Raw genomic sequence first — 4,781 nt, 5'->3', positions numbered from 1 at the left:
TTTACATTATTCATGGTTAAATGGCCTCCTTGTTTAGTTGTTGAATATTATATCAATTAAAGTGTGAAAATTGTAATTTTGACTTATCGCAATATGTTTTAGATAATGTGAAGTGACCCCACATTTGTAGCAACGTGGATTTACCTGTATACTAGAGTTTGCTAAGAACAATGGTAACAGGGATTACCGCATACAGAAAAGAGGTATATCAAATGAAAATGCAAGATGAAATGTTTATGAAAAAGGCTATTGAACTGTCAAAATTGGCAGTTCAACATGGTAACGAGCCGTTCGGCGCTGTGCTTGTCAAGAATGACGAAATTGTATTTAGCAATGAGAATCAAATTTATACAAAACACGATCCAACATTTCATGGAGAAGCAGGACTGATCCGAGAGTTTTGTGCACAGACTGGAATTACTGATCTGCATGAATATACTCTTTATTCCAGCTGCGAACCATGTTTTATGTGCAGTGGCGCAATGGTTTGGGTGAAGTTGGGACGGTTGGTTTACGGTGCAAGCAATATTGATTTGGAGCATATTCTCGGAAACACCGGATGCAATTGCTCAAAAATGGTATTTGATAATTCTTTCTGGCAACCGCAGGTTTCGGAAGGTGTTTTGCGTGAAGGAAGTCTTTCGATTCTGAAAGAGTAATTTTATAATCATACAAAGGGGTAAGATTAAGTTTTAAAAATAAGATATGAAAAGGAACACTTGCACTTCTTTGATAATCTGTTTATAATAAAAAACATTGTTAACAGTCATTATTACAATGTATTAAAATGGTCTCACATATCCCTGAAACAGTGAGGTTATTTTTTTGCTTCAAAAAGTGAAAGGAAAACTATGAGAAAATTAGCATTACGCGATGAGATACTGCTGCAGATCGACAAGGCCGCGCGCTACATTGGCGGCGAGGTCAATGCAGTCATGAAAAACAAAGATGATGTAGATATCCGCTTTGCGATGGCATTCCCGGATGTGTATGAGATCGGTATGTCAAATCTCGGCATGATGATCTTATATGATATGTTTAATAAAAGAGACGACGTATGGTGTGAGCGTCTTTTTTCTCCGTGGACGGATCTGGACAAGATCATGCGTGAGGAGAAGATCCCGCTCTTTACTCTGGAGTCCCAGGATCCGGTAAAGGAGTTTGATTTCCTTGGGATCACTCTCGGATATGAGATGTGTTATACCAATGTACTTCAGCTTCTGGATCTCAGTGGAATTCCGTTCCGGGCAGCAGAACGTGTCGAAGATGATCCGCTCGTGATCGGTGGCGGTGCATGTGCTTATAATCCAGAGCCACTGGCAGAGTTTTTTGACCTCTTTTATATTGGAGAGGGAGAGACTGTTTATGGCGCTCTGTTTGACGCATATAAGGCAAATAAGAAAGCCGGCGGCAGCAGGCAGGACTTCCTTCTGAAAGCTGCACAGATTCCGGGAATCTATGTGCCGTCTCTCTATGAAGTTACCTACAAAGAAGACGGTACGATTGAATCCTTCCGTTCAAAGCATGCAGATGTGCCGGAAAAAGTAGAAAAACAGCTCATCATCGATATGGACAGAGACTACAACAAATTGGAAGCACCGGTCGTTCCACATATCAAGGCGACACAGGACCGTGTCACACTGGAGATCCAGCGTGGCTGTATCCGAGGCTGCCGTTTCTGTCAGGCGGGTATGATCTACCGTCCGACAAGGGAGCGTGACGTGGAGACTCTCAAGGAATCTGCAAGGATCATGCTCAAGAATACCGGGCATGAGGAGATTTCCTTAAGTTCTCTGAGCTCCAGTGACTACAGTCAGCTCAAAGAAATCGTAAACTTCCTGATCGATGAATTCCGTGATGAGGCAGTCAATATTTCCCTGCCGTCTCTTCGAATCGATGCTTTTGCCCTGGATGTCATGAGCAAGGTGCAGGATGTCAAGAAAAGCAGCCTGACTTTTGCTCCGGAGGCGGGATCTCAGCGTCTTCGTAATGTGATCAACAAGGGACTTACCGAGGAAGATATCCTTCACGGTGCCGGCGAGGCCTTCAAGGGCGGCTGGAATCAGGTAAAACTTTATTTCATGCTCGGACTTCCGACAGAAACAGAGGATGACATGAAGGGAATTGCACATCTTGCCCAGAAGATCGCAGAAACTTATTATGAAGTCGTTCCGAAAGAACAGCGAAGAGGAAAGGTACAGATCAATGTCAGTACATCTTTCTTTGTTCCGAAGCCGTTCACTCCGTTCCAGTGGGCTCCGATGTTCCGTGAGGAAGATTTTATTGAGAAAGCAAAAGTTGTCAAAAATGAGATCCGCTCTCAGCTGAACCAGAGAAGCATCCGCTACAACTGGCATGAACCGGATGTCACCGTTCTGGAAGGATTCCTTGCAAGAGGCGACAGACGCTGTTCCAAAGTCATTCTCAAAGCATACGAAAAAGGTGCCCTTTATGATGCCTGGTCCGAAAGTTTCCATTATGATATCTGGAAAGAAGCTTTCAAAGAAACAGGTGTGGATATCGAATTCTATACCCTTCGTGAACGCAGCACAGATGAGATCCTTCCATGGGATTTCATTGATGCAGGCGTGACCAAGAAGTTCCTGATCCGCGAGTGGGAGCAGGCAAAAGCAGAGACTGTAACACCGAACTGCCGTCAGAAATGTTCCGGCTGTGGCGTTCTCAAATACAAAGGAGGTGTGTGCTGTGAAAGTAAGAATTAAATTTGCAAAAACCGGTCATATGAAATTTGTAGGACATCTGGATACTATGCGTTATTTCCAGAAAGCGATCCGCCGTGCAGAACTGCCGGTTGCTTTTTCCGGCGGATACAGCCCGCATATGATCATGTCCTTTGCAGCACCTCTTGGTGTAGGAACTACCAGTCTCGGGGAATATTTTGACATGGAACTGACAGAGACTGTTCCGACAAAAGAGATCGAGGAACGTCTGAATGCAGTCATGGTGGACGGCGTTTCTGTATGTTCTGCCCGTCAGGTAGAGGATGGCAAGGCAAGCACAGCCATGGCTCTGGTGGCAGCAGCTGACTATTTCGTACAGTTCCGTGAGGGAAAAGAACCTGCTGCATCCTGGAGAGAGAAACTGGACGAATTTCTTTCCCAGAAAGAGATCATTGTGACCAAGAAAACAAAGCGCAGTGAAAAAACCATAGACATCCGTCCGTATATTTATGAAATGCATCTCGACGGCGAGGGAGTTTTCATGCAGCTCGCTTCTGCAAGTTCCAACTACACCAAACCGGAACTTGTCATGGACACTTTCCTTCGATGGATGGGAGAGGAGCCACTTCCGTTCGCATACATGATCGAACGCCGCGAGATCTATGCCAACAAAGGCGATGAAGAACACCGGAAACTTATTTCTATGGAAGCATTAGGTGAAGAAGTTGAATAAGCTGATCATTACGGAAATACTCCTTGACGAAGTACTCTGTACTGTCTGTGCAGTCTTCAGAGACCAGAAGGTCGTAGAACTTCGTCTGGAGCCGTCCGGAAAGAAAAACACTCTTAACAACATTTATGTAGGACAAGTCGAAAACATTGCCGCCAATATCCAGGCGGCTTTTGTCCGTTTAAGCGATTCCGTAAACGGCTACCTTCCACTGAATCAGTGCACAAACGCCATTTACGCAGACGGACGTAAGTCAGACCAGCCCCTGCGCCCTGGCGACCAGCTCCTGGTTCAGATCAACCGCGAAGCCATGAAAGGGAAACTCCCAGCCCTGACTACAAACCTGAACTTTTCCGGCAAATACCTCGTCCTCACTACCGGCAACCGCAAAATAGGCTTCTCCAACAAACTTTCCAAAGAAGAGAGCAGCCTTTTGAACAAATGGCTGGAAGAAGAACGAAACCTCCCAGACCGCCCCTACGGCCTCATAGCCCGCACCAACGCCGCCGAAGCCTCTAAGGAAGAATTCCTCCACGAACTGAACCTTCTGAAAAAGCAGTACGAAAAAACAGCCCTCCACGGCCGAAACCGCACCTGCTACAGCCTTTTATATGAATCAGAATCGTTCTATCTGGCAGCAGTCCGCGACATCTATACACGCGATCTCGATGAGATCGTTACAGACATCCCAGCCATTTACGAAAAAATTTCCGAGTACCTAAGCGAATTCCAACCAGACAAACTACAAATCCTGAACTTATACCAGGACAAACTCCTTCCATTATATAAACTATACAGCCTGGAATCCGCAATCGACGAAGTACGCCACGAAAAAATCTGGCTCAAAAGCGGAGGCTTCCTAGTCATCCAACAAACCGAAGCCTTCGTTTCCATAGACGTAAACAGCGGAAAATACACCGCCAAGAAAAAAGCTGAAGAAACCTACCGAAAGATCAACCTAGAAGCCGCCACAGAAATTGCCCGCCAAATCCGCCTCCGCAACCTCTCCGGCATCATCCTAGTTGATTTCATCAACATGCAAAACCTCGACCACCAGGACGAACTCTTCCACGTCCTCCAGAAACAACTACGCAAAGACCCAGTCAAATGCAAAGCAATAGACATCACCCCACTGCACATCCTAGAAATGACCCGCCAAAAAGTCCGCCGCCCACTAATAGAAGACCTAAGAGACCTACATCAACAGCAGTAGTGACAATAAACAATTAATATAGAAGCAATCCCTATCATCATTATTTGGAGGATTATTAACATAATTAAAATTATGTAAACTTATAATTCCCAGCGGAACAGCGCAGCGCCTTCCGCGTCCCTCAAACGACGGTTTTAGCGGTGGCCAAAAAGGGGGT

Annotated in this window: 4 protein-coding genes; all 4 read left to right on the top strand. The window is 45.5% G+C overall.

Annotation, left to right across the window (positions count from 1 at the left end; translation table 11 throughout):
* The first annotated feature begins 212 nt into the window (after positions 1-212).
* Positions 213-659: a nucleoside deaminase gene (locus QZL69_RS08440; RefSeq protein WP_022214775.1), complete on the top strand. Its 447-nt coding sequence runs from the start codon at positions 213-215 to the stop codon at positions 657-659.
* Positions 660-851: 192 nt separating this feature from the next.
* Positions 852-2,723 (top strand): TIGR03960 family B12-binding radical SAM protein, encoded by a 1,872-nt coding sequence (locus QZL69_RS08435; RefSeq protein ID WP_022214774.1) that lies wholly within the window; start codon positions 852-854, stop codon positions 2,721-2,723.
* The gene (locus QZL69_RS08430) at positions 2,707-3,414 is read left to right on the top strand and encodes a TIGR03936 family radical SAM-associated protein (RefSeq protein ID WP_022214773.1); all 708 of its coding nucleotides are present in this window, start codon (positions 2,707-2,709) and stop codon (positions 3,412-3,414) included. Before QZL69_RS08435 ends, QZL69_RS08430 begins: the two co-directional genes overlap by 17 nt.
* Entirely contained in the window at positions 3,407-4,624 is a 1,218-nt protein-coding gene (locus tag QZL69_RS08425) for a ribonuclease E/G (RefSeq protein WP_022214772.1), read from the top strand. Before QZL69_RS08430 ends, QZL69_RS08425 begins: the two co-directional genes overlap by 8 nt.
* Positions 4,625-4,781 lie beyond the last annotated feature (157 nt).

The organism is Blautia sp. CAG:237 (assembly GCF_000436615.1).
In the GTDB taxonomy this organism is placed as follows: domain Bacteria; phylum Bacillota; class Clostridia; order Lachnospirales; family Lachnospiraceae; genus Blautia_A; species Blautia_A intestinihominis.
Note: the sequence above shows the minus strand (reverse complement) of the source record. Positions and strands in the feature narration are given on the sequence as shown.

Coding starts and splice junctions, on each gene's coding strand:
- QZL69_RS08440 (WP_022214775.1), top strand. CDS start 213: ATGAAAATGCAAGATGAAATGTTTATGAAAAAGGCTATTGAACTGTCA.
- QZL69_RS08435 (WP_022214774.1), top strand. CDS start 852: ATGAGAAAATTAGCATTACGCGATGAGATACTGCTGCAGATCGACAAG.